Consider the following 23,045-nt stretch of genomic DNA (forward strand, 5'->3'; position numbering starts at 1 on the left):
CCGGCACAAGGTGGGTGCGGTGTCTCCCATTCCGCAGCCGGAGGTCTACGTGGAGGGTCAGCAGTCACCCGCGGGAACACCCGGGGGAGTGGAACGCGGACGGCTGCGCGCCGCCGCCGCGGCCCTCACGTCCCTCATGGCCCTCGCCGCGACCTCCCTCGTCGCCGGCCCCGCGGTGGCCAAGAACTCGGCGGGCCCCTGCGCGCTGCCCCGCACCTCCGCCCACCACTCCCTGGGTCTCGACACCTGGAACGCCGGCTATCCCCGCCCGGCGTCCCGGCTCGACGCGGTCATGGTCTTCCTGTCGTTCCCGGACTCCGTGCCGAACCACGATCCGGGCGAACTCGCCACCGACCACTTCCCCGCCACCAGCACCTTCTTCGACCGCGCCTCGTACGGCAGATTCAAGCTCCGCGCCGACCCGCAGCCCGCCTGGGTGGTCATGCCGAAGGCCTCCACCGCCTACGGGATAAGCCGTGACTGGGAGGCCGAGAAGCGCAGCGCCTACATGCGCGACGCGATCGACGCCGCCGACCCGACCGTGGACTTCTCCCGCTACGACATCGTCTATCTGGTCGCCGACCCGGACGCGCCCGGTGTCGATTCCGACGCCACCAAGGTCGTGAACTTCCAGCACCCGCTCAGAGCCGACGATGTCGACATCCGGCGTGTCGTCACCGTCTTCGAACGCCATCCGCCGGACCGCAATGTGCTGGCCCATGAGACCGGGCACGTCTTCGACCTGCCGGACCTCTACCACCGGCCCGTGGACGGCAAGGGCGACTGGGACACCTATGTCGGCGACTGGGACGTGATGGGCAGCCAGTTCGGCATGGCGCCCGATCTGTTCGGCTGGCACAAGTGGAAGCTCGGCTGGCTCGACGAGCGGGCCGTCCGGTGCGTCACCAGGGAAGAGCTGATCACCCTGGAGCCGATCGCCGCGGCTCCTGCGCCGGGCGGCGGCCTCGGCACCCGGCTCGCGGTCGTACGGACCGGTCCGGACACGGCGCTCGCCATCGAGGCACGCGCCGCCACCGGCAACGACGTGTCGACCTGCACCGAGGGGGTGCTGCTCTACCGCGTCCAGTCGGACACGGCGTCGGGCGGCGGTCCCGTCGAGGTCATCGACACCCATCCGCGCAGCGAGGCGTGCTGGGACCAGTCGGTGTACCCGGAGCTGGCGGACGCGCCGCTGCGGGTCGGGGAGACGTTCACGATGCCGGGGACGCCGGGGGAGCGGACCCGGGTGGAGGTCGCGGACCGTACGCCCGGGGGCGCCTTCACGGTCAGGATCTCCACCGCGTAGCGGTGACCCACGGGCATACGAAAAGGCCCCCCACTCGCGCGAGGGGCCTTTTCCGTCTGTGCGCCGCCAGGGACTCGAACCCCGGACCCGCTGATTAAGAGTCAGCTGCTCTAACCAACTGAGCTAGCGGCGCCTGCTGACGTCGTAGACCTTAGCACCCTGGTCGGCGCGAGGAAAAATCGATATGCGGACGCTCGGGGAGGAGGCCGCGCGGGCCGCCCGGACGCATGCCCACAGCAGTACCTCGGGTCCCGGGAGCCAGGGGTGGCGGGTGTCCGGCGCCACCACCCAGCGTGGGCCGGGGCCGTTCCGCTCGGTCTGGGCCAGCGGCGGGACGGTCACCGCGTCGCCGGTCCCGTGGCACAGCAGCGGAGGCACCGAGTCGCCCCACTCCTCCCAGTCCAGCAGGGCGGGCAACCGGTGCGCCGTGCCCGGGACGGTGAACATCAGCATCCTGCCGCGGTGCATGGCCACCGGACCGGAGCCGGGCCCCTCCGCCCACAGCCGGTCGAGCATCTGCCGGCCGAAGAGCGCGGGGACGTTCACCACGTCGAAGGCCGTGCCGCAGGGCAGTACCGCGGGGGCGGTCGGCCGGGTACGCCAGAGGGCGAGCATGGAGCGCGGGTACGTCCCGGACGAGGCGAGCCAGGCCGCACCCGAGGCGGTGACCTGCGCGACGTGATCGCGCCCGTCGTCGCGCAGGAGGGCGAAGATGTCGCGCCTGCGCTCGGTCTCGGCGGTGCCGGGGTTGAGCAGGGAGTCTTCTCGCAGCCATGCACTCATGGAGCAATGTCTACCGGGAGTGACCGGACGGCTCCCGACAGTTGGCCAAAGCGAGGACAGCGCGGGCGGGGGAGGAGTATCGTGCGCCCCGGCATATGCCAAACGTGATGTTTGTCCGGCAGATTCGAAGCGGCGTTCTACTGGGGACTTCCGTCCCGCAGAAGCCCCCGGCCGAACTCGATCATCTTCCTGGCATAGTCCTCGGTCCACTCCGCGCGCTCGGCGATGTCCGCGGGCGTCAGCCGGTCGAACCGGCGCGGATCGGCGAGCTGCGCGGCCGCGAGCGCCTGGAACTCCACGGCCCGGTCGGTCGCCGCACGGAAGGCGAGCGCCAGCTCGGTCGCACGGGAGAGCAGGTCCCTCGGGTCCTCGATCGACTCCAGGTCGAAGAAGTGCTCGGGGTCGGCGGCAGCCTCCGACGGCTCGAAGAGCAGCGGCGCCGGTCGCAGCCGTCGCTCGCTCCGCTGGGGTTCCGCCATGGGGTGTTCCTCCTTGCACGGGTACGGCCGGGTGATCCGGACCGCCATCCATTGTCTCGCGCGCCGCAAGAGGGCGACTCGAAGCGCGAAAGGGGCGCACGGTGGCGTCCGGGCGCGGGCCTGTACGGGTGTCGCGCGGCCGGCCGGGTCACGGCGTCCAGGAGACGCGGTGGTCGGCCAGGTGGTCCCAGGTCGTCATCATCGCGTCCCAGCCGTCCGGGAACTTGACCGTCACCCCCAGCTGCACCGGCTCCGTGGAGGGGTGCTCGTCCAGCAGCTCGGCCACGCCCGCACGGCACACGACGATGCAGGCATGCCGGTGGCGGGACGCGAGGACGCACAGCCGGCCCGTCTCCAGATGGAACGCCGTCGCGTCCGGCCGTCCCGACAGCGGGTGCAGCACCACCGTGACGTCGAACTCGCGTCCCTGGAGCCGGTTCGCCGTGTCCACGGTGACATCGGCGACGCCCAGTTCCGCAAGTGCCGCCCGCACGGCCGCGGCCTGGTCCCGGTGGGCCGTGCCGACCGCGATGCGCTCGGCCGTCACCGGGGCGGGCTCCGAGGGGCCGCTGCTCGCCTCACCGCCGCGGTCCAGCAGCCGGCGCACCACCTGCGCCACCGCCCGTACGGCCTCCGGGTCGGTGCGGGGCGTGTGACGGGCGGGCAGTTCCAGCAGGCCCCAGCCCGACTCCGCCGCCTCGTCGATCACCCGGTCGTGGGCGGAGCCGTCCGACGCGACCCCGAAGGCCAGCCGCCGTTCGCCGGGGCCCGTGCCGCTGCGGAACGGTGTGTACGGATAGAACGCGGCCGACACCAGCGGCGCGGCCGACGCGGGCAGCCGCCAGGACACCGGCAGCCGGTGCTGCGGCAGCTCCGGATTGTGCGCCAGCAGCGTCGAGACGGCGCTCGCGGACGGATCGTAGGAGAGCCCGGCCCACTGGTCCGCGCCGACGATGGAGAACGGGTCCAGCTGCCCCGGGTCCCCCACGAACAGCGCGCGGTCGAAGAGGCCGGCGACGGCGAGGAGGGCGTCCGAGCGCATCTGGTACGCCTCGTCCACGATGGCGTGCGGCCAGGGCTCGACGCCCTGGACATGGGCCCACTTCGCGGCCGTCGAGATCACGATGTCCAGGCCCGCGAGGTCGCCCGCCTTCGCCGAGGTGCGGACGTTGTCCAGCTCGTCGAGGGCTTTGTCGTACGGGTCGGGGTCACTGCTGTGCAGTCGGCCCACCGGCAGCTGCGGGTCCTTCGCCGCGAGCCGCAGCACCAGATCGTCGACCTGGGCATTGGTCTGCGCGATCACCATCAGCGGGCGGCCCGCCGCGGCCAGTTCGCGGGCGGCGTTCACCACGAGCGTCGACTTGCCCGCGCCGGGCGGCGAGTCCACGACGACGCCGCGGTGCGTCCCGTGCAGCGTGTCGGCGAGGATCGCCTCAGTGGCCCGGGCCGCCGCGGCGGACGGGTCGAAGGGGGCGCTCACAGGATGTCCTCCGCGGTCACGGGGTCGGCGTTCTCGGCGGCCGTGCCCGGCGGGCCGCCGTGGGTCCACGGCGTCTCCTCCGGGTCCGGCAGCTTCGGCCCGCCGCGCTGGTCGTGCTCGAACAGGGTCCAGGCGATGCGGTCGCCCTTCCGCGGCACCGTCCCCTCGGCCGGTTCCTTGCCGCGGCCCATGCGGTCGGTCAGCCGCAGCACCAGCAGCCCGTCCGCCGGCGGCCCGGCGAACCCGGTGAACTCGGCCGACTGCGGCTTGCCGTCCAGCGACCGGTAGACCTTCGCCCGCTCGCCCAGATGCGGCCGGTCGTCCGTGCGTACCGTCACCAGCGGGCGCGGACTCGGGCGCTTCGACTCGGACCAGGCCATCACCACCTCGGTGACCTCGCCCAGGAACGCCTCGCCCGCGAGCCTGCGCCCCGCCATCACCAGCGGGTCGTCCAGGGCCTCCTGCGCGTCCAGCTGCGCCTGGGCCGTCTCCCGCGAGGCGAGCTTCCGGGCCGCGGTCACGGCGTCGTCACGTCGCGGTTGCGGCGGCTCACCGGCCCGCACCCGGTCGCGGTGCGCGGTGAACGACCAGCGGTCGCGCGTCCAGCGGTCCGCGGCCCGCCGCCCCTCGGGCAGCTCCCGCAGCAGCTCCAGGCTCCGCCAGACCGCGTCCCATGTGGGCCGCAACTGGCTGAGCACCAGACGCCGGATCTCCCGTTCGGCGAGGGTCAGTTCACCCAGCCGGGCGTCGGCCGCGGCGCCGTCCTCCGCGGCCCCGAGGGCCTGCCGGGCCTTGTCGTAGCGCTCGACGGCCGGCGCCAGGAGGCGGTTGTCGAACGCCGGATCGGTGGCCGGCCCGGCCGGCGGGCACACCAGCTGGCCCCGGTCGTCGCGCGCCAGCTCGGCCCGCAGCGCCGCCTCGGCGCCCGACTGCCCCTCGGGCACGTCGATCCAGGCCAGCAGGGCGCCCAGATGCTGGTCCTCCAGGGACGACTGGCCGGTCGCCCAGTGCCGGCCCAGCAGATCGGTCGCCGCCAGCAGCAGCGACGAGCCCGGTACGCGGGCCCGCTCGCCGTAGTGGGTGAGCCATCGCCCGAGCAACGGGACGCGGGGCGGGGCGGGGTAGGGCGTGTCGGGGTCCTGCTCGGCGGTACGGCGGAAGCGCATCGACCGGCCCAGCAGCCGGACGAAGTCGATCCCGGCCCGTCCCGGCACCACGAGCTGCGGTGCGTCCGCGCACAGTTCGGCCTCGACCTTGGTGCGCCTGCCGGTCTCCGGGTCGGTCTGGTTCTGCTCGACCAGCTCGATGTCGTCGGCGTACGTGTCCAGATGCGGCAGCACCGCGTCGGCCAGCTCGGCGAGGAACGCGAACCGCAGCTCCCGGTCGCGCGGCTGGGCCACCACCATCAGACGTGGTTCCTCCCGGTCCGTCCCCACGAGCGCGCCCAGCGGGGCGCCCGCCTCTCCGGCGGTGGTCAGCGGGACGAGGACCAGCGGGCGTTCGGAAAGATGCCGGTGCCGCACGGTCGCGAGCGGCTGGGCGCGCCCGGACTCCACGGCCTCCAACCGGGCCAGCGTGGCGATCAGTGACATCCGGCGGCCTCCAGGGCCTCGGCCCGCAGCGCGGCGGCCCGGCGCAGGGCGGCGACGGCCGGATCGTCCGCGTCGCCCGCGGAGCCGCGGGCAGCCGCCAGCACGTCCCCGATCGTCGTGAGACCGCCCAGTTCACCGCGCAGCCCGCGGCCCAGGGCGCCGACCACCCCGGCCGTCCGGGCCCGCTCGCGGCAGTGGAACGCCAGCTCACAGGCGGCCAGGCACTCGGGTGCGTACGCCGCGTCCACCGACTCGACGGCGGCCGTGAGCTGCTCCGGCGTGCACTGCGGATCGAACGTGGTGCCCTCGGGCAGAGCGGCCGCGATGTCCTCGACGCGGGTGAGCCGGGTGAGCTGCCGGCGGGTGACGGACACCTGCTTGCGCACGTCGACGACGGACGCCGTCGGGAGGTTGGAGAAGTCCTTGGGGCAGACGAGCAGGATGTCGTGGGCGACCTGCGCGCCCGCGGTCAGCGCGGCGACCCGCTCCAGCGCCAGCACGTACACCGCGGCCTGACGGGCGGCCGCGCCCACCTTCGCCGCGTCCGCGGAGGCGTCGATCATCGGGAACGACTTGATCTCGACCACGGTCCACCGGCCGTCGGGAGCGATGACCACCGCGTCCGGCTCCAGATAGGCGGGGGAGCCCGCGACCTCCAGCGCCAGCATCGGATGGTCGAGCAGCGTCCACGCCGTCTCGGCGGTCGCCTCGCGCAGGGCGAGCGCCGTCCGCGCGGCACGGCCCTCGGGGCCCGCCGCCGACAGATCGGGCACCCGGACGTCCGCACCGCTCTCGACACCCATCAGCCGCAGCAGCTCCGCGCCGCCGTCGGACTTCACCTTCGCCTCGAAGGCATTGCCCCGCATGAACGCGAACTGCGACTGCCCGAACGGCGCCGGCGATCCCAGCGCGGTGGCGAGCGCCGCCTTGTCCACCCCGGCGCCGTCCAGCAGTGCGCGCCGCTGACAACCCGGGTTGGCCGCGAGGGCGGCGAGAGCCCGGGCGTCGAGCGGACGTGGCTGGGCGGCGGGACCGCGCAGCTCAGCGAGCCGCTGCCGGAGTGCTGTCGTCGGCTCCTGCGGACGAGGTCCGCTGTCCAGGGATTCGCTCACCCGCGGAAGTCTGGCATCCGGCACCGACAATCGGGGACTTCGGGCCGGAAGGGGCGGGTGCGTAGCGGGCTCGCAGGCGATCTGCGAGCCGCAGCGCGGGCCGGGTCGCCAGCGCGCCGAGACCCATCACCGCGGCTCCGGCGACCGCGTCGAGGAAGTAGTGGTTGGCGGTTCCCATCACCACGAGCGTGGTGAGCAGGGGATAGGCGACGCCGAGCGCCTTCACCAGGGGAGTACGTCCGTGCCGCCACATCATCACACCGCACCAGAGCGCCCAGCCGACGTGCAGACTCGGCATCGCCGCGTACTGGTTGGTCATACCGCCCATGCCGCGCGGAGCACTCGCCTCGCCGCCCCACCAGCCGTACGAGCTGTACTGGGCCATGGTGTCGACGAAGCCGTGACTCGCGTCCAGCAGCCGCGGCGGGCAGGTCGGCGTCAGCGTGAAGCCGACGAGACCGAGGAGGGTGGAGAGCATCAGCCAGGTGCGGGCCGCGCGGTAACGGAGCGGACGGCGGCGGAAGAGCCACACCAGGAGGGCGGGGGTCACCAGGTAGTGCAGGGACGCGTACATGAAGTCGGCGGGTATGCCGATCGCGGGCGTCTGGCTGAACAGCCGGTTGAGCGGATGCTCGGCGTTCAGCAGGAAGGCCTTCTCGGCCCGGAGTATCGCGAGGCCGTGGTCCACGGCGGTGGTCACATCACCGCGGGCGAGAAGACGGCCGGCCGAGTACGCGACGTACACCACGAGCAGCAGGAGCAGTTCGGTCCACCAGCGTGGCCTCGGTCGCGGCACGGTGTACGGCATCCGAACGTTTCTCCATCGTGAGTTCCGGTGGCCGACGACCACGGTTCAACCGTACGGTGTAAAGGGCGACGCCTTGTCGGCGGGTCCGACCTAGGTGAGGACGCCGAGATCGTCTTGGAGGTTGCCCCGGGTTCAGGTGGGCGATGATGGGAATCCACCCGCACGTGAACTTCAGGGAGAGCGCTTCATGGCACCGCGCATACTGCTCGCCCGGCACGGTCAGACCGAATGGTCCCTGCTGGGCAAGCACACCGGCAGGACGGACATCCCGCTGATCGAGGAGGGCCGCCGCGGGGCGAAACTGCTCGGCGAACGGCTCCAGCGTTCACCGTGGTCCTCCCTGCCGGACGTCGAGGTCCGCACGAGCCCGCTGTCCCGGGCGTCGGAGACATGCACGCTGGCGGGCTTCGGGGTCAGGGCCACGGAGTGGGACGCGCTGATGGAGTGGGACTACGGGGCGTACGAGGGCCTCACCCCGCCGGAGATCAGGGCGGTCAGCAAGCCGGACTGGTTCATCTGGCGCGACGGTGTCCGGGACGGGGAGACGCTGGCGCAGGTGGGTGCGCGGGCGGACGAGGTGGTGGAATGGGCGCAGTCGGAGGATCGCGACGTCCTGGTCTTCGCCCACGGCCACATCCTGCGCGTCCTGGCGGCACGCTGGCTGGACCTGGACCCGTCCTTCGCGGCCCGCATCCGCCTGGACCCGGCGTCCCTGTCGATCCTGGGCTGGGCGTACGGCGCGCCGGCGCTGGACCACTGGAACGACACGGCACACCTGGAGTCCTGACGGGCGCCCGGTGGCCCTGCGACGTTTTCGCACTGGGTGCTCTGTGCGGGCCGAAAGGTTCATGCGGGCTGCGCCACAGGCCCTGCCTCACCGCACCTGCGGGCCGCCCCGAACCGGCGCCTCTTCCCCTGTGCCCGCACCCCAACGGGACACGCCTCCCCCCGGAGGGGGCGTGCAGGGTCGGCCCCGCAGGGGATCGGCGGTAGGACCCGGGTGATCAATGCAACGTGGCTGTAGGCCGCCGACCCCGAGGAGTCGAGCCCGGAGGGCCCCCGGACCCGACGTCGGACAGGGCCCCGAGGCCCATAACCCCGCCCCCGGAACCGACGCCGGACAGGGGCGCGAGGCCCGTGACCCCCGCCTCTGGGAGGGGGCGTGCAGGGTCGGCCCCGCAGGGGATCGGCGGCAGGACCCGGGTGATCAATGCAACGGGGCTGTAGGCCGCCGACCCCGAGGAGTCGAGCCCGGAGGGCCCCCGGACCCGACGCCGAACAAGGCCCCGAGGCCCATAACCCCGCCCCCGGAACCGACGCCGGACAGGGGCGCGAGGCCCGTGACCCCCGCCTCTGGGAGGGGGCGTGCAGGGTCGGCCCCGCAGGGGATCGGCGGCAGGACCCGGGTGATCAATGCAACGGGGCTGTAGGCCGCCGACCCCGAGGAGTCGAGCCCGGAGGGCCCCCGGACCCGACGCCGAACAAGGCCCCGAGGCTCAGGCACCGGCACCCGCACCCGACGCCGAACAAGGCCCCGAGGCTCAAGCACCGGCACCCGGACCCGACGCCGAACAAGGCCCCGAGGCTCAAGCACCGGCACCCGCACCCGCACCCGGCCCACGCCAACAACCCCCCGAGGCTCAACCGCCCCGCCCGCCCCTACACCCGCACCCCCTCGTACCGCCGCAAAAACGCCCCCACCCCCCGTACCCCCCGATGCCCCCTCAGCGTCCTCGCCGTCGCGGACAGCAGCGCCTGGACGCGCGCCGACTGCACCCCGTCCAGGACATCAAGCGCCTCCTCCGCCGCCGCCGCCGACTCGTCCGGGTTGCCCCCGTGGGCCAGGTCCGTCGCCAGTTCCGCGCGGTACAGCGCGAGGTTGCGGGTGAAGCGGCGGTCCTGGAGCGTCGCCGCACGGCGTGCGTGGCGGATCGCGCGCGGCCAGTCGCCCAGCGTCGCCCAGCACTGCGCCTGCAGCGACTCCAGCTCCGGTTCGCCGAAGAACGACATCCACTCCGGATCCGCCGCTCCCGCTCCCGCTTCCGCCCCCCGGTCGAAGTACGTGTGCGCCCGAGTCAGTGCCTGCTCGCAACCCGCACGGTCCCCCAGCCCCGCCCAGCCCCCCGCCTCCCGCAGCGAGAGCAGCGCCAGCAGCCGCGGCGACGCCAGGTGCCCGGCCGCGCGCAGGCCTGCCTGTGCGGAGCGGACGGCTTCACGGGGCCGGCCCGTATCCCTCGCCAGGAACGACGTGTTGCAGAACGCGTGCGCCTCCAGCGCCGCGTCCCCGGCCACCCGCGCCGTCGCCAGCGCCTCCGCGTAGTGCGACCGCGCGTCGTCGAACCGGCCCGAGTCGTGGGCCAGCCACCCCACGGAGATGGCCAGTTCACCGGCGCCGGAGTGGAGCCGGTCCGTGGTCGAGCGCCGGGCGGCGATCCCCGCGTCGAGCAACGCGTAGGCCGCCCGCAGCGGCTGCGCGGCACGCCGGTACAGGCCGTCCGCGCCGTGCCGGTCGTCGAGCAGCCGGATGTGCCGTACCGCCTCCTCGACGGCTTTGACCTCCGGCTCGCCGACTCTGCGGCGGCCCTGCGAGGGCACGGCCATGGAGCTCAGCCCCAGGGACGCGGCCGCCGCCGTGGCGGTGCCGCTCGTCATGAATGCGCGACGCAGCACGTCGCTCTCCTCGTCGGTGTCGGTGTCGGTGTAAGTCGTGGCGGCGAAGCCGAAGGCCCTTGTGTCCAGAGCCTGTTCGCGCGGCCGGCACCGGGCCCCGCCCCGCACCTGCTCCCGTGCCGCGAACCCCAGGTCCCCCAGGGCGAGACCGGGAAACATATGGAGGAAAACCCGCTCGTACGCGTAGTTGGGGCAACGGATCTCGCCCGCCTCCACGCGCCCGATGTAGCGGGCGTCGCAGGAGACCTGCTCGCCGATCTCCCGCGCCGCCTTGCGTACGGCCGCGGCGAACTCCCCCGGCGATCGCTGCCCACGCAATCGTCGGAAGGCGAGGTTGGGAACTGCCCGTGATGCCTGTGACGACGACGGCATGGCCGAGCCCTCTCTTGGTGCAGCCGTGTTCCGGCGGAGCAAGAACGTACCTGCTGTGACGACCCGTACACACAGGGTTTGCCTACAAAAGGGATAACTCACCCGCGATCTGCCATGAAGTGCCACCCTTTGCGGCGGCGTGCCGCCGTAGCCCTTGACGCGTACGGGCGTTGAACTCCATGGAGGCTCGGTACGTGCTTCCACTCGAGCGAGGAGGCGATCCCCTTGTTGGAGGTCGGCATGGAGACCAGCGCCAACGGCGGCGTCCGGGCGCCTGCGACATCTGCGACGACGGCTCGGCACCTGCCCAGCCCGGACGCCAGCCCCCCGGCGGGCGGCGACGGCCCGGACGGCGGCTGCGACCTGGTGACGGTCCCGGCACGCCAGGGCCTGGAGGCGGTCGACATCCTGCGCCGCACCGCGGCCCCGGCCGTCGGGCCGGTGCTCCACGACGGTGAGTGCGGCACGCTCGGCTTTCTGGTTCCGCCGGGCACGGCCGACGGCTGGGACATGCCGGGCAGCGCGTGCACGCAGACGGCCGGCCGGGGGCTGCGAATCCCCGCCGAACCTCCGGTGCGCGGCAGCGGCTGGCTGCTGCCGCCGGGTGACGCGGACGAGGTCACGGACCCGGAGGTGCTGCGCGAGGCGCTGGGCGAGGCGGCCCGGCTGATCGAAGCGGCGGACAGTCGCCGGTAGCGGGCCCCGCGGAAGCCCTCCGCACCCCGCACCCCGCACGCCCTCGCCGACAACCGACCGCAAGCCGCACCGCACCGCACCGCACCGCAAGCCGCATCGCAAGCGCCACTGCACAGCAGGCATCACCACCCCAGGCGCCACCGCGACCGCAGGCGCCGACCTCCCGGCGGGCCCCGATAATGGAGGGATGGCGAAGAGCAGGCGGAACAGGGGCGGGGGCGGTGCCGGCAGCCCCGAGCCCGTCGTCGCGCAGGTCGACGGCGGACTCGCGGAGCTGATACCAGACCGCGAGCGTCCGCGTGCCTGGTCGCTGCTCATCGACGGCGCGCCCCAGTCGCACGTGGACCTCGACGATCCGGCGCACCTGTCCTTCGAGTACCAGCGCCGCCTCGGCCATGTCGTCGATCTCGTGGCGCCCCCGGGCCGGCCCCTTCAGGTCGTCCACCTGGGCGGCGGGGCCTTCACGCTCGCCCGCTATGTCGCGGCGACCCGCCCCCGTTCCACCCAGCAGGTGGTGGAGCTCGACGGACCCCTGGTGCAACTGGTGCGCTCACACCTGCCGTTGGAGCCCAGCGCCCGGATACGCGTACGGTCCGGCGACGCCCGCGCCGGGCTCGCCAAGGTGCCGGACGGCTGGGCGGATCTGGTCATCGCGGATGTGTTCGGCGGCGCCCGCACCCCCGCGCATCTGACCAGTACGGAGTTCCTCGCCGATGTCCGCCGTGTCCTGCGGCCCGGCGGGCACTACGCGGCGAACCTCGCCGACGGTCCACCCCTCGCGCACCTGCGAGCCCAGGTCGCCACCGCCGCGGGCCTGTTCCCCGAACTGGCGCTCGCCGCCGACCCGACGGTCTTCCGCGGCCGCCGGTTCGGCAACGCCGTACTGCTGGCCTCGGACGTCCCCTTGCCCGTCGCCGAGTTCACCCGCCGCGTCGCGAGCGACCCGCATCCCGGCCGGGTCGCCCACGGCAAGGAACTCGTGGACTTCACGGGAGGCGCGGCCGCGGTCACCGACGCGAGCGCGAAGCCCTCCCCGGCGCCTCCGCCCGCCGTCTTCCGCTGAGCGCGAGGCGGGTGGCGGCGCGATCCGCGGCGAAGCGGGCGCGGGCGAACCGGTCGACCGCGGCAACCATCGCACCGCGCTCAGCGCTTGTCGAACTCCACCATCGGCGGATGGCCGTTCCAGGTGCAGAACACCGACGACTCCCGCCCGTCCTTGGTGAACGTCACCCGGATCCATTCCGGTTGCTTCCACACCTGCATCTGCCAGCCCGCGTCGGGCGTCGCCGACGCCAGCTCCGCGTAGGTGTCGCGGATGTCGAACACCACCCGGCCGCCGTCGACCGTGTAGCCCTTCACGCTGCCCGCCGGGGCGGACTGCTGCGGCGGTGAAGCGGACGGGGGCGCTTCGGACTTCTCGGGCTTTTCCGCCGACGGCGTGGTCGACGGACTCCGCTTCCGCTCCTTCGGCGGGCTGGGACTCGTGGTCCGTGCGGGCGGCTGCTCCGTCGGCGAGGCCTGCGGCTTCGAGCCCTGCGTGGTCGCGGTGTCCGCGCTGATCGGCAGCGCGAGCGGCCGGTCGTACGCGGTCCCGGACATCACCGTGTGGACGCCCCACCACGACAGCGTGACCGCCGCCCCGGTGGACAGCGACCACGCCATGGCATGTACAAGTCCTCTACGCATCGTTGCCCATACTGCACCACGCGCCCCACCCGTGTCCCGGAGAGGACCGAGCCGTTCCGGATCGTGAGCGAGCTGCTCCGGATGGCGACCGCGGTACTCCGTATGGCGTACGGTGCCGCCCATGGCAAGTGTGCTCGTGGTCGAGGACGACCAGTTCGTGCGCTCCGCCCTCATCCGGCACTTGACCGAGGCCTCCCACACCGTACGGAGCGTCGGCACGGCCCTGGAGGCGCTGCGCGAGGTGGCCCATTTCCGCTTCGACGTGGTCATTCTCGACCTCGGTCTGCCCGACCTGGACGGGGCCGAGGCGCTGAAGATGCTGCGCGGCATCACCGACGTACCGGTGATCATCGCGACCGCGCGGGACGACGAGACCGAGATCGTCCGGCTGCTCAACGACGGCGCCGACGACTACCTCATCAAGCCTTTCTCCGTGGAGCACCTGTCCGCGCGGATGGCCGCCGTGCTGCGCCGCTCGCGGGTCGCCGCCGGGGACGTACCGCCTTCGCGCGTGATCCAGGTCGGCGGGCTGTCCATCGACCCGCTGCGCCGCCAGGCCGAGCTGGACGGCGCCGCACTGGACCTGACCCGCCGGGAGTTCGACCTGCTGGCCTTTCTGGCCGGCCGCCCCGGAGTCGTCGTCCCGCGCAAGGAACTCCTGGCCGAGGTCTGGCAACAGAGCTACGGCGACGACCAGACCATCGACGTCCATCTGAGCTGGCTGCGGCGCAAGCTCGGTGAGACCGCGGCACGGCCCCGCTATCTGCACACGCTGCGGGGTGTCGGAGTGAAGCTGGAACCGCCGAACGGACATGAGCGATGAGATGGGCACTCGTCAAGGTCTCGCTGGCCGTCACGGCGATGGTCGTGGTGGCCTTCGCCGTACCGCTCGGGCTCGTCATCAAGGAGATGGCCAGCGACCGCGCCTTCTCCAACGCCGAGCGCCAGGCCGCCGCCATCGGCCCCACCCTCTCCATCACCGCCGAGCGTGACCCGCTGGAGCGGGCCGTGATGTCGACCCAGGCCGGCGCGGCGGGCCGGATGGCCGTGCACGTCCCGGCCTCCGGTGAACCCGGCAGCGTGCCCGTCGACATCGGCATCCGCCGGGCCGCGACGGCCGATCTCGCCACCACCCAGCGGCTCGGCCGCGCCTCCGTCACCGAAGTACGCGGCGGCTCCGCCCTGTTGCAGCCCACCGCCATCGGCACCGGCCAGATCGCGGTCGTCGAGGTGTTCGTGCCCGAGGACGAGGTCTCCAACGGCGTCGGCACCGCCTGGCTGGTCCTCGGCGGCGTCGGCATCGCCCTGATCATCGGTTCGGTCGCGGTCGCCGACCGGCTCGGCAGCCGTATGGTGACGCCCGCGCAGCGGCTCGCGGGCGCGGCCCACGACCTCGGCGAGGGGAGGCTGGGGGCCAGGGTCCCCGAGGAGGGCCCGACCGAACTGCGGTCGGCCGCGATCGCGTTCAACGCCATGGCCGACCAGGTCGTCCAGCTCCTCGCCAACGAGCGGGAGCTCGCGGCCGATCTCTCGCACCGGCTGCGCACCCCGCTGACGGTGCTGCGCCTCAACGCGGCCTCGCTGGGCGAGGGCCCGGCGGCCGAGCAGACCAGGACCGCCGTCGAGCAGCTGGAGCGGGAGGTCGACACGATCATCCGCACCGCGCGCGAGGCCAAACCGCAGACCGTCGCCAACGGGCCGGGAGCCGGCTGCGACGTCTCCGAAGTCGTCCGCGAACGCATGGACTTCTGGTCGGCGCTGGCGGAGGACGAGGGCCGCAAGGTGCGGGTCGCGGGCGTCGACCGTCCCGTACGCATCCCGGTCGCCCGTCCCGAACTGGCCGCCGCCCTCGACGCGTTGCTCGGCAACGTCTTCCGGCACACCCCCGAGGGCACGGCCTTCTCCGTCGATGTGCACAACGGCGACGACGCCGTCATCGTGCTCGTCTCCGACGCCGGGGCGGGCATCACCGACCCGGAGGCCGCGATGGCCCGGGGCAACAGCGGCGGCCGGGACGGCTCGACGGGCCTCGGCCTCGACATCGTGCGCAGGGTCGCCGAGTCGACAGGCGGGGACGTACGGATAGGCAGCTCGGTGCTCGGCGGCACGGAGGTGCGGCTGTGGCTCGGGCTCGGCCCCCGCCAGGGCGCCCAGGGCGAGCGCCGCAGGGGCCACCGCGGCACCGAACGGCGGCGCAGGCGGGGCCTTTCCCGCTCGCACTCCCGGGTCGGCGGCCCCGACCATTAATCGGTTCCGATGCCTTCCTTAACGGCGCCATAAGAAGGTCGGACCCCGCCCAGAACCGGTCAATTGTCCGTTCCGGTATCGCTAGCGTGCTGCCACACCCCCCACTTCCGTAAGACAGAGGCAGGCACGCAATGGGCAGTAGTACGCACCGGCGCACGGCGAGCGGCAGGACCAAGGCAGCCGGCGCGCTCGTCGCGGCCGCGGTCGCCGGCGGCGCCGCGTTCGCTCTGACGGGCACGGCCCAGGCCGCCGCGGTCGGCGCCGCGTACACCAAGACCAGCTCCTGGACGGGCGGCTACACCGGTCAGTACGTCATCACCAATGACACCGACAAGGCCCAGTCCGGCTGGACGCTCGAATTCGACCTCCCCGCCGGGACCACGGTGAGCTCCCTGTGGAACGGCGAGCACAGCGTCGACGGGCGGCACGTCACCGTGAAGCCCTCCGCCTGGAACAAGGAACTCGCCCCCGGCAAGACGGTGACCGTCGGCTTCGTCACCTCCGCGAGCGGCACGTCCACGGCCGCCGACCCGACGGCCTGTCGCATCAACAATGCCCCCTGCTCCCTCGACACCGGCGCCACCCCCCAGCCGAGCGGCCGGCCCACCGAGCAGCCGAAGCCCACCCCCACGGCCACCGAGCCGGCGACCCCGACCCCCACCAAGACGGCGACGCCCACCCCGACGCCCAGCGAGACCTCCGACGGCGGCACCAGGGCGAGCGCGGGCTACGCCCCGTACATCGACACCTCGCTCTTCCCGTCGTACGACATGCTCGACACGGTCACCCGGACCGGAGTCAAGGAGTTCAACCTCGCCTTCATCACCTCCGGCGGCGGCTGCGCCCCACTGTGGGGCGGAGTCACCGACCTCACCAGCAACGCCGTCGCGAACCAGATAGGCGCCCTGCGCGCCAAGGGCGGTGACGTACGGGTCTCCTTCGGCGGCGCCGCGGGCTCCGAACTGGGCCTGAACTGCTCCTCGGCGGACGAGCTGGCGAAGGCGTACGGCAAGGTCGTCGACGCCTACAAGCTCACCAAGGTCGACTTCGACATCGAGGGCGCGGCCCTGCCGGACAGCGCGGCCAACACCCGCCGCTCGCAGGCGATCACCCAGCTCCAGAAGGCGCACCCGGGACTGGACGTCTCCTTCACCCTGCCGGTCATGCCCGAGGGTCTGACCCAGCCGGGCGTGGACCTGCTCGCCGACGCCAAGAAGAACGGCGTGAAGATCTCGGCCGTGAACATCATGGCAATGGACTACGGACCGGCCTACAGCGGTGACATGGGCGAGTACGCGATCCAGGCCGCGACCGCGACCCAGGCTCAGATCAAGGGTGTCCTCGGGCTCTCCGACGCGGCTGCCTGGAAGGCCGTCGCCGTGACCCCGATGATCGGTGTCAACGACGTCGTGACCGAGATCTTCACGGTCGAGGACGCGACGCAGCTGGTCGAGTTCGCGAAGTCCAAGGACATGGGCTGGCTGTCGATGTGGTCCTCGACCCGTGACAAGCAGTGCCCCGGCGGTGAGAAGCCGGCCGCCGACGCGACCTGCAGCTCGATCCTCCAGCAGCCGCTGGCCTTCACGAAGGCGTTCGCCGCCTACAAGTGAGCCGCCCTTCCCCCCGCCCACGTCCCGGCCGGACACCCCCCACCCGGCCGGGACGTGCCTTGTCTCCGGGGCAGGAGGTCGGCGCGGCGGCCGAGGACGGCGACGGCGCGCTCGAAGGCCGGGGTCCTCGACCCCGGGTGAACTCCGCCTCGGTGAAGACGGGTTCGGCGAGACGCGGCGGGATGCCCGCCGCGTACGGTCAGGCCGGGGACGCCCCCGGCAGCGCCCCCGTCCGCGCCACCTCCGCGTACCAGCGCGCGCTCGACTTGGGCGTACGGACCTGGGTCTCGTAGTCCACGTACACCGCGCCGAAGCGCTTGCTGTAGCCGTAGGACCACTCGAAGTTGTCCAGCAGGGACCAGAGGAAGTAGCCGCGCACATCGGCTCCGTCGGCGATCGCCCGGTGCACCGCCGCGAGGTGGCCGTGCAGATAGGCGATACGTTCGGGGTCGTGGACCGTGCCGTCGGCGGCCGGCTTGTCGTCGCAGGCGGCTCCGTTCTCGGTGATCATCAACGGCACGCCCGACGCCTTGTGCGTATAGGTCATCAGCAGGTCGTACAGTCCCGTCGGGTCGATGGACCAGCCCATCTCGGTGCGTTCGCCGGGCGGTTGGTGGAAGGCGACGGCGTCGGCGCCCGGCCAGGGGGAGTGCTCGCTCGCACCGTGGCCGTCGTTGCGCTCGGCGGTGCCGCCGTCGGTGGCCGACACCAGCGCCGGGGCGTAGTAGTTCAGTCCCAGCCAGTCCAGGGGCTGCCGGATCGCCGTGGTGTCGCCGTCGTGGACGAAGGACCAGTCGGTGAGCCGCGCCGTGTCCGCGACAAGGTCCTCCGGGTAGGAGCCCCGGAGCAGCGGATCGGCGAACACCCGGTTCGCCAGCGCGTCGATGCGGCGCGCCGCGTCCAGGTCCTCGGGGCGCCGGCTCAGCGGCCGGACGACGCTCGGATTGAGGCTGATGGAGAGCTGCGCGTCGGCGGGCAGAGAGGAGCGCAGCGCCTGGGCGGCGAGGCCATGGCCCAGGTTGAGATGGTGCGCGGCCCGCAGGGCGGCCACCGGATCGGTGCGGCCGGGGGCGTGCACACCGGAGCCGTAACCCAGAAAGGCGCTGCACCAGGGCTCGTTGAGGGTGGTCCACAGATCCACCCGGTCACCGAGCGCCCCGGCCACGATCCCGGCGTAATCGGCGAACCGGTACGCCGTCTCCCGCTCGGGCCAGCCGCCCGCCGACTCCAGCTCCTGGGGAAGATCCCAGTGGTAGAGCGTGAGCACCGGACGGATGCCGTGGTCGAGCAGATCGTCGACGAGAGCGCGGTAGAAGTCGAGGCCCCGCTGGACGGCGGGGCCGCGGCCGGTGGGCTGCACACGCGGCCAGGAGACCGAGAAGCGGTAGGCGCCCACCCCCAGGTCCGCCATCAGCCGCACGTCCTCGGCACGGCGGTGGAAGTGGTCCGTGGCGATGTCGCCGGTGTCCCCGTTCTCGGTCCGGCCCGGCGTGTGACTGAAGGTGTCCCAGATCGACGCCGTACGGCCGCCCTCACGCACGGCGCCCTCGATCTGGTACGCGGCGGTCGCGGTGCCCCACAGGAATCCGGGCGGAAAGCTGACGGACATGGATGAGCTCCCAACATGGATGGAGGAACGGGAGGACGGCAGAAGGGGAACGGCGGGGCCCTGCCCGGCTTCAGCCCGTGACGCTTCAGCCCCTGACGCTTCAGGCCTGGCTCAGCCCTTGACGGCGCCCTGCATGATGCCGCCGACGATGTGCTTGCCGAAGACGACGAAGGCGATGAGCAGCGGCAGCGTGCCCAGCAGCGCGCCCGCCATGATCACCGACTGGTCGGGGATGTAGCCGCGGCCGAGCCCGGTCAGGGCGACCTGCACGGTCGGACTGCCGTTCTGGGTCAGCGCGATGATCGGCCAGAAGAAGTCGTTCCAGGCCATCACGAAGGTGAGCATCCCCAGCACCGCCATCGCCGGCCGCGCCGCCGGGAAGACGATGTGCCACACCACACGCCAGCTGTTCGCACCGTCCACCCGGGCCGCCTCGATCAGCTCGGTGGGCAGCGCCTCCACGAGGTACTGGCGCATGAAGAACACCCCGAAGGCGCTCACCAGCGTGGGCAGGATGACGGACTGCAACTGGTCGGTCCAGGACAGTTCGGCGATGAGCATGTACAGCGGTACGACGCTGAGCTGCGGCGGCACCATCATCGTGCCGATCACCAGCAGCAGCAGGAAGTTCTTGAACCGGAACCGCAGTTTGGCGAAGGCGAAGCCGGCGAGGGTGGAGAAGAGCACCGTCCCCGCGGCGATCGAGCCCGCGACGATGGTGGTGTTGAGCAGAGCCGCGCCCATGTTGGCGTCGGTCCAGGCGATCTCCAGGTTCTTGAAGAGATTGCCGCCGAACCAGAAGGGCGGGGGAGTCTGCGCGAGACGGGAGTTGTTCCTGGACGCCGCCACCGCCGTCCACACCAGTGGGAACAGCGAACCGATGGTGAAGACGATCAGGACGGCATGGGTGATCCGGCCGCCGTGGAACTGGCGTCCGGCACGCTTGGCGCTCAGCGGATTCGTCATGGCCGTCCCCTCACGCACTCTTGCTCAGACGCCGGGCGAGCAGCCAGTTGACCGCGCCGATCACCAGCAGGATCAGGAACATCGCCCAGGCGATCGCCGAGGCGCGGCCCAGATGAAGGTTCACCCAGCCCTGCTCGTACAGATACAGGCCGAGGGTCTGGAACTGGTGGTCGGCGCCGCCGGTCGCGCCCGCACCGCCGTTGAACAGCAACGGCTCGCCGAACAGCTGCGTCGCGCCGATCGTCGAGACCACACAGGTGAACAGGATCGTCGGCCGCAGCGAGGGGACCGTGACATGGAGGAACTGCTGCCAGCGCGAGGCCCCGTCCAGTGCCGCCGACTCGTACAGGTCGTTCGGGATGGCCTGCATCGCGGCCAGATAGATCAGTGCGTTGTACCCGGTCCAGCGCCAGATCACGATGGTGGACACGGCGAGCTGCGAGGTCCACCGGCCGTTCTGCCAGTCGATGTGGTCGAAACCCACCATCCCCAGCGCCCAGTTGATCATTCCGTAGTCGCGCCCGAAGAGCAGCACGAAGACGAGGGTGGCCGCGGCGACCGAGGTCGCGTACGGCGTCAGCGCCGCCACCCGGAAGAACATCGATCCGCGCAGCCGGTAGTTGAGCAGATGCGCGATGCCGAGAGCGATCAGCAGCTGGGGAACCGTGGAGATCAGCCCGATCGTGACGGTGTTCTGGAGCGCGTTCCAGAAGAACTCGTCCTCCAGCAGCCGCGAGAAGTTCCGCAGCCCCACCCACTCCATGTCGGTGGGCGCCGTCAGCTCGACCCGGTGCAGCGAGGCCCAGCCGGTGTAGAGGAGCGGGAAGAGCCCGAAGGCCAGGAAGAAGAGGAAGAACGGCGCGACGAAGGCGTACGGGCTCCACCGCACGTCCTGCCGGTAACGGCGGCTGCGCCGTGCCCGCCGTCGCTCGTCGTGCCCCGCCTTCCCGGGCGGGCGCCGGGCCGCGCCCTCCTCCCCCAGGGAGGGCGCGGCGGCCGGTGCGTCACTTGCCATACCGGTCACTGGTCCAGCGCGTTGTCGATCGCCTTGACGGCCGCGTCCCAGCCCTGCTGCGAGGAACGGCCCTTCTGGTCGACCTGGAGCATCCCGATGTCGGCCAGGTTCTGCGCGATGATCAGGTCCTTCGGTCCGAGGATCTGGACCGGCACACCCTTGGCGGCCTTCGAGAAGATCTGCCCGATGGGCGCGTTGCCGAAGTAGGCGTGCTCGGCGCCCGCGACCTCCGGCAGGGAGTACGCCGCCTGGGCGCTCGGGAAGCTGCCGCGCTTGGCGAACAGCTTCGCCTGCTGCGCCGGGGCGGTCAGCCAGGCCGCGAGCTCGGCGGCCTCCTCGGTGTTCTTCCCCGCCGAGGGGACGGTGAGGAAGGAGCCGCCCCAGTTGCTGGGCCTCGGCGCCGCGGCCACGTCCCACTTGTCCTTGCCCGCGGCTCCCGCCTTGTCCTGGATGTAGCCGAGCATCCAGGCCGGGCAGGACACGGTCGCGAAGGTGCCGTTCGCGTAGCCCTGGTCCCAGGCGGGGGTGAACTGCTGGAGTTTGCCGGTCAGTCCGGCGGAGGCGAACTCCGCCGCGATGTCCCAGGCCTCCTTCACGGCCGGGTTCGTCTTGTAGACGATCTTGCCGTCCTGGTCGTAGAAACGGTTCTCGTTGCTGCCGGTGATCGCCGCCATCACCCCGGAGGCGGAGTCGACGAAGGAGGTGCCCTTGGGCGCCTTGGCTTTGAACTGCTTGCCTGCGGCCAGGTACTTGTTCCAGTCGCCCGCCCACAGCTTGCCGACCGCCTCACGGTCGCTGGGCAGTCCGGCCTTGGCGAAGAGGTCCTTGCGGTAGCAGATGCCCTGCGGGCCTATGTCGGTGCCGAGGCCGATCGTCTTGCCGTCCTTGGTCGCCTGCTCCCACTTCCAGGGCAGGAAGGCGTCCTTCTGCACGCCCGCCGTCTTGCCCAGGTCGACCAGCTTGCCGGACTGCGTCGCGGTGATCTCGGCGATGTTGTTGACCTCGACCGCCTGGATGTCGGCCAGTCCGCTGCCGCTGCCGAGGTGGGTGAGCAGCTGTGGGTAGTAGTTCTCGTTCCGCTCGATCGACGTCTGCTTGATGACGATGTTCTTGTTGAGCTTCATGTACTCGTCGTAGAGCCCGGCCTCCTTGAGACCGAAGGCGCCGAAGACCCCGACCGTCAGTGTCGTCCTGCCCTTGCCCCCACCGCCGTCGTCGGACGAGCTGCCGGCGGGATCGTCGCTGTCCTCGGCACAGCCGGCCAACAGACCGGCCCCGAGCGCGGCGACGACCGCGAGGATGACTGCCCTGCGCATTGCGTCCTCCTTGTGCCCCGAGGCGCCGGGCCCGCCGGCCAACGGGCCTGCGAAGCAGACCCGTTGATGCCGAGCGGCCCGGGCGGGGAAGGTGCGGGTTGTGTATGAGTCCGGTACGGTGGGAGCGCTCCCATGCGTGATGTGTTGAAGGGTCGCGGCTCCCTGAGGGGGTGTCAAGACACCCGACCCGTTATGTTTTCGGACCAGGAAGCCCTGGGGAGGCGGACATGGTGTCTCGGATGATCCGTACGCGGAACGGCGGGCGGGGCACCGGCCGGCCCACGCTCGAAGAGGTCGCGGCTCGTGCCGGAGTGGGACGGGGCACGGTCTCCCGGGTGATCAACGGTTCGCCCCGGGTCAGCGAGACCACCCGGGCCGCCGTCGAGGCCGCCGTCGCCGAGCTGGGCTATGTGCCCAACCGCGCGGCCCGCGCCCTGGCCGCCAATCGCACCGACTCCATCGCCCTGGTCGTCCCCGAGCCCGAGGCCCGGTTCTTCGCCGAGCCGTACTTCTCCGACATGGTGCGCGGGGTGGGGGCGGCGCTCGCCGAGACCGAGATGCAGCTGCTGCTGACGCTCGCCGCGGGCGACCGCGAACGCCGCCGGCTCGCGCAGTATCTGGCCGCCCACCGGGTCGACGGCGTCCTGCTGGTCTCCGTGCACGCCGACGACCCGATCCCCGACATGCTGGCGCAGCTCTCCATGCCGGCCGTGATCAGCGGCCGGCGGTCGGCCGAGGAGACGCTGGCCGCGGTGGACTCCGACAACTTCGGCGGCGCCCACACCGCCGTGACGCATCTGGCCGGCCGCGGCCGCCGCCGGATCGCGACGATCACCGGCCGCCTGGACGTGTACGGAGCCCAGTGCCGCCAGGCGGGCTACCGCGCGGCACTGGAGGCGGCCGGCCTGGCGCCGGATCCGGGTCTGACGGCACCGGCCGACTTCACCGAGGAGGGCGGCCGCCGTGCCATGGCGGAGCTGCTGCGGCGCTGCCCCGGCCTGGACGCGGTCTTCGCGGCCTCCGACGTGATGGCGGCGGGCGCTCGGCAGGTGCTGCGGGAGGCGGGCCGCCGCGTACCCGACGACGTGGCGCTGGTGGGCTTCGACGACTCGGCCGTGGCGCGCCACATGGACCCGCCGCTGACCAGCGTGCGCCAGCCGATCGAGGAGATGGGCCGCACGATGGCCGAGCTGCTGCTCCAGGAGATCACCGGCAGGACGGGCCAGTGTCCGCAGGTCGTGCTTCCCACGGAGCTGATCGTGCGCGACTCGTCGTAGGCGCGGTCCGGGAGCGGCCGG

Annotated in this window: 20 protein-coding genes and 1 tRNA gene; 8 read left to right on the forward strand and 13 right to left on the reverse strand. The window is 72.2% G+C overall.

Features of this window, described 5'->3' with window-relative positions:
• Positions 1-19: 19 nt before the first annotated feature.
• Entirely contained in the window at positions 20-1,306 is a 1,287-nt protein-coding gene (locus tag ABTX78_RS16370) for a M6 family metalloprotease domain-containing protein (protein ID WP_352207451.1), read from the forward strand.
• Positions 1,307-1,365: 59 nt separating this feature from the next.
• Here ABTX78_RS16370 and ABTX78_RS16375 read toward each other — a convergent pair.
• The 7 genes from ABTX78_RS16375 to ABTX78_RS16405 all read right to left on the reverse strand — a co-directional run bounded on the left by ABTX78_RS16375 (position 1,366) and on the right by ABTX78_RS16405 (position 7,560).
• Positions 1,366-1,439, reverse strand: a tRNA-Lys gene (locus ABTX78_RS16375).
• Positions 1,430-2,089, reverse strand: coding sequence for a bifunctional DNA primase/polymerase (locus ABTX78_RS16380; RefSeq protein WP_352207452.1), 660 nt, complete (start codon positions 2,087-2,089; stop codon positions 1,430-1,432). Before ABTX78_RS16380 ends, ABTX78_RS16375 begins: the two co-directional genes overlap by 10 nt.
• Positions 2,090-2,226: 137 nt before the next feature.
• Entirely contained in the window at positions 2,227-2,568 is a 342-nt protein-coding gene (locus ABTX78_RS16385) for a DUF8844 domain-containing protein (protein ID WP_352207453.1), read from the reverse strand.
• Between the two features lie 148 nt (positions 2,569-2,716).
• A complete protein-coding gene (locus ABTX78_RS16390) occupies positions 2,717-4,048 on the reverse strand; it encodes an AAA domain-containing protein (protein WP_352207454.1) in 1,332 nt (443 codons plus the stop codon).
• A complete protein-coding gene (locus tag ABTX78_RS16395; RefSeq protein ID WP_352207455.1) occupies positions 4,045-5,640 on the reverse strand; it encodes an amino acid adenylation domain-containing protein in 1,596 nt (531 codons plus the stop codon). The genes ABTX78_RS16390 and ABTX78_RS16395 overlap by 4 nt, the downstream gene beginning before the upstream one ends.
• A complete protein-coding gene (locus ABTX78_RS16400; protein WP_352207456.1) occupies positions 5,631-6,752 on the reverse strand; it encodes a hypothetical protein in 1,122 nt (373 codons plus the stop codon). The genes ABTX78_RS16395 and ABTX78_RS16400 overlap by 10 nt, the downstream gene beginning before the upstream one ends.
• Complete coding sequence (locus ABTX78_RS16405) at positions 6,682-7,560, reverse strand: phosphatase PAP2 family protein (protein ID WP_352207457.1); 879 nt, start codon at positions 7,558-7,560, stop codon at positions 6,682-6,684. The genes ABTX78_RS16400 and ABTX78_RS16405 overlap by 71 nt, the downstream gene beginning before the upstream one ends.
• Before the next feature lie 187 nt (positions 7,561-7,747).
• On the opposite strand from ABTX78_RS16405, the gene ABTX78_RS16410 reads away from it, so the two are divergent.
• Positions 7,748-8,347, forward strand: coding sequence for a histidine phosphatase family protein (locus ABTX78_RS16410; protein ID WP_352207458.1), 600 nt, complete (start codon positions 7,748-7,750; stop codon positions 8,345-8,347).
• 872 nt (positions 8,348-9,219) lie between these two features.
• Here the strand turns inward: ABTX78_RS16410 and ABTX78_RS16415 are convergent.
• Positions 9,220-10,602 carry an NsdA family TPR-like regulatory protein gene (locus tag ABTX78_RS16415; protein WP_352207459.1) on the reverse strand — a complete coding sequence of 461 codons (1,383 nt, stop codon included), beginning with the start codon at positions 10,600-10,602 and terminating at the stop codon, positions 9,220-9,222.
• Between the two features lie 240 nt (positions 10,603-10,842).
• Here ABTX78_RS16415 and ABTX78_RS16420 point away from each other — a divergent pair, with 240 nt between their 5' ends.
• Together ABTX78_RS16420 and ABTX78_RS16425 are read left to right on the forward strand one after the other, a co-directional pair.
• Positions 10,843-11,298 carry a hypothetical protein gene (locus tag ABTX78_RS16420; protein ID WP_352207460.1) on the forward strand — a complete coding sequence of 152 codons (456 nt, stop codon included), beginning with the start codon at positions 10,843-10,845 and terminating at the stop codon, positions 11,296-11,298.
• Between the two features lie 187 nt (positions 11,299-11,485).
• Positions 11,486-12,361, forward strand: coding sequence for a spermidine synthase (locus ABTX78_RS16425; RefSeq protein WP_352207461.1), 876 nt, complete (start codon positions 11,486-11,488; stop codon positions 12,359-12,361).
• A gap of 80 nt (positions 12,362-12,441) precedes the next feature.
• Here ABTX78_RS16425 and ABTX78_RS16430 read toward each other — a convergent pair whose 3' ends face one another.
• Positions 12,442-12,984, reverse strand: a complete 543-nt coding sequence (locus ABTX78_RS16430) for a hypothetical protein (RefSeq protein ID WP_352207462.1) — start codon at positions 12,982-12,984, stop codon at positions 12,442-12,444.
• Between the two features lie 121 nt (positions 12,985-13,105).
• On the opposite strand from ABTX78_RS16430, the gene ABTX78_RS16435 reads away from it, so the two are divergent.
• The 3 genes from ABTX78_RS16435 to ABTX78_RS16445 all read left to right on the forward strand — a co-directional run bounded on the left by ABTX78_RS16435 (position 13,106) and on the right by ABTX78_RS16445 (position 16,841).
• Positions 13,106-13,807, forward strand: a complete 702-nt coding sequence (locus tag ABTX78_RS16435) for a response regulator transcription factor (protein ID WP_352207463.1) — start codon at positions 13,106-13,108, stop codon at positions 13,805-13,807.
• A complete protein-coding gene (locus ABTX78_RS16440) occupies positions 13,804-15,231 on the forward strand; it encodes a HAMP domain-containing sensor histidine kinase (RefSeq protein ID WP_352207464.1) in 1,428 nt (475 codons plus the stop codon). Before ABTX78_RS16435 ends, ABTX78_RS16440 begins: the two co-directional genes overlap by 4 nt.
• A 131-nt stretch (positions 15,232-15,362) precedes the next feature.
• Positions 15,363-16,841, forward strand: a complete 1,479-nt coding sequence (locus tag ABTX78_RS16445; protein ID WP_352207465.1) for a glycoside hydrolase family 18 protein — start codon at positions 15,363-15,365, stop codon at positions 16,839-16,841.
• A 199-nt stretch (positions 16,842-17,040) separates the two neighbouring features.
• Here the strand turns inward: ABTX78_RS16445 and ABTX78_RS16450 are convergent, their stop codons facing one another.
• The 4 genes from ABTX78_RS16450 to ABTX78_RS16465 form a co-directional block, all read right to left on the reverse strand.
• The gene (locus ABTX78_RS16450) at positions 17,041-18,450 is read right to left on the reverse strand and encodes a GH1 family beta-glucosidase (protein WP_352207466.1); all 1,410 of its coding nucleotides are present in this window, start codon (positions 18,448-18,450) and stop codon (positions 17,041-17,043) included.
• Between the two features lie 111 nt (positions 18,451-18,561).
• Positions 18,562-19,416: a carbohydrate ABC transporter permease gene (locus tag ABTX78_RS16455; RefSeq protein WP_352207467.1), complete on the reverse strand. Its 855-nt coding sequence runs from the start codon at positions 19,414-19,416 to the stop codon at positions 18,562-18,564.
• A 10-nt stretch (positions 19,417-19,426) separates the two neighbouring features.
• Positions 19,427-20,431 (reverse strand): carbohydrate ABC transporter permease, encoded by a 1,005-nt coding sequence (locus ABTX78_RS16460; RefSeq protein ID WP_352207468.1) that lies wholly within the window; start codon positions 20,429-20,431, stop codon positions 19,427-19,429.
• Positions 20,432-20,436: 5 nt separating this feature from the next.
• On the reverse strand, positions 20,437-21,747 hold the full coding sequence (locus ABTX78_RS16465; RefSeq protein WP_352207469.1) for an ABC transporter substrate-binding protein: 1,311 nt from the start codon (positions 21,745-21,747) through the stop codon (positions 20,437-20,439).
• Between the two features lie 239 nt (positions 21,748-21,986).
• Between ABTX78_RS16465 and ABTX78_RS16470 the strand changes: the two genes are divergently transcribed.
• Positions 21,987-23,024: a LacI family DNA-binding transcriptional regulator gene (locus ABTX78_RS16470; RefSeq protein WP_352207470.1), complete on the forward strand. Its 1,038-nt coding sequence runs from the start codon at positions 21,987-21,989 to the stop codon at positions 23,022-23,024.
• Positions 23,025-23,045 lie beyond the last annotated feature (21 nt).

It is taken from the genome of Streptomyces sp. NPDC096193 (assembly GCF_040302905.1).
GTDB lineage: Bacteria > Actinomycetota > Actinomycetes > Streptomycetales > Streptomycetaceae > Streptomyces.

Coding starts and splice junctions, on each gene's coding strand:
- ABTX78_RS16380 (WP_352207452.1), bottom strand. CDS start 2,089: ATGAGTGCATGGCTGCGAGAAGACTCCCTGCTCAACCCCGGCACCGCC.
- ABTX78_RS16385 (WP_352207453.1), bottom strand. CDS start 2,568: ATGGCGGAACCCCAGCGGAGCGAGCGACGGCTGCGACCGGCGCCGCTG.
- ABTX78_RS16395 (WP_352207455.1), bottom strand. CDS start 5,640: ATGTCACTGATCGCCACGCTGGCCCGGTTGGAGGCCGTGGAGTCCGGG.
- ABTX78_RS16405 (WP_352207457.1), bottom strand. CDS start 7,560: ATGCCGTACACCGTGCCGCGACCGAGGCCACGCTGGTGGACCGAACTG.
- ABTX78_RS16410 (WP_352207458.1), top strand. CDS start 7,748: ATGGCACCGCGCATACTGCTCGCCCGGCACGGTCAGACCGAATGGTCC.
- ABTX78_RS16415 (WP_352207459.1), bottom strand. CDS start 10,602: ATGCCGTCGTCGTCACAGGCATCACGGGCAGTTCCCAACCTCGCCTTC.
- ABTX78_RS16420 (WP_352207460.1), top strand. CDS start 10,843: ATGGAGACCAGCGCCAACGGCGGCGTCCGGGCGCCTGCGACATCTGCG.
- ABTX78_RS16425 (WP_352207461.1), top strand. CDS start 11,486: ATGGCGAAGAGCAGGCGGAACAGGGGCGGGGGCGGTGCCGGCAGCCCC.
- ABTX78_RS16430 (WP_352207462.1), bottom strand. CDS start 12,984: ATGCGTAGAGGACTTGTACATGCCATGGCGTGGTCGCTGTCCACCGGG.
- ABTX78_RS16435 (WP_352207463.1), top strand. CDS start 13,106: ATGGCAAGTGTGCTCGTGGTCGAGGACGACCAGTTCGTGCGCTCCGCC.
- ABTX78_RS16440 (WP_352207464.1), top strand. CDS start 13,804: ATGAGATGGGCACTCGTCAAGGTCTCGCTGGCCGTCACGGCGATGGTC.
- ABTX78_RS16445 (WP_352207465.1), top strand. CDS start 15,363: ATGGGCAGTAGTACGCACCGGCGCACGGCGAGCGGCAGGACCAAGGCA.
- ABTX78_RS16450 (WP_352207466.1), bottom strand. CDS start 18,450: ATGTCCGTCAGCTTTCCGCCCGGATTCCTGTGGGGCACCGCGACCGCC.
- ABTX78_RS16455 (WP_352207467.1), bottom strand. CDS start 19,416: ATGACGAATCCGCTGAGCGCCAAGCGTGCCGGACGCCAGTTCCACGGC.
- ABTX78_RS16460 (WP_352207468.1), bottom strand. CDS start 20,431: ATGGCAAGTGACGCACCGGCCGCCGCGCCCTCCCTGGGGGAGGAGGGC.
- ABTX78_RS16465 (WP_352207469.1), bottom strand. CDS start 21,747: ATGCGCAGGGCAGTCATCCTCGCGGTCGTCGCCGCGCTCGGGGCCGGT.
- ABTX78_RS16470 (WP_352207470.1), top strand. CDS start 21,987: ATGATCCGTACGCGGAACGGCGGGCGGGGCACCGGCCGGCCCACGCTC.